This is a genomic window from Profundicola chukchiensis (assembly GCF_029664245.1).
Lineage (GTDB): Bacteria > Bacteroidota > Bacteroidia > Flavobacteriales > Weeksellaceae > Profundicola > Profundicola chukchiensis.
In genome coordinates, this window is record NZ_JANAIE010000037.1 from 1 (window position 1) to 266 (window position 266).

Genomic DNA, 266 nt, shown 5'->3' on the forward strand with positions numbered 1-266 from the left:
TTTGCTCATTTGTATTTCATCGGCAAAGTCTGTGTAGACTGTTTTTACTTCTTCCATTTCTATAAATTTCAGTAAATCTCTTAATTCTATGCGAATGTCTTCTATTACATTCACATTGGTGTTTTCCCAAAATTCAACTTCTTGAATTTGTTTTATAAGCTCTAACTTCTCCTTGACTTTGGGTACGTTTCTTTTCTTGATAAGATTGTTACCAATGTTATAGATTTGTCTTACATAGCCTTCTTCTTTACTTTTATCACCCGATA

1 protein-coding gene is annotated in these 266 nt (G+C 31.2%); it reads right to left on the reverse strand.

All coding sequences use genetic code 11. The features are described from left to right. Window positions 1–266 (reverse strand): hypothetical protein (locus tag NLM59_RS11590; RefSeq protein WP_304417941.1); only part of this gene is annotated, 266 nt, incomplete at both ends.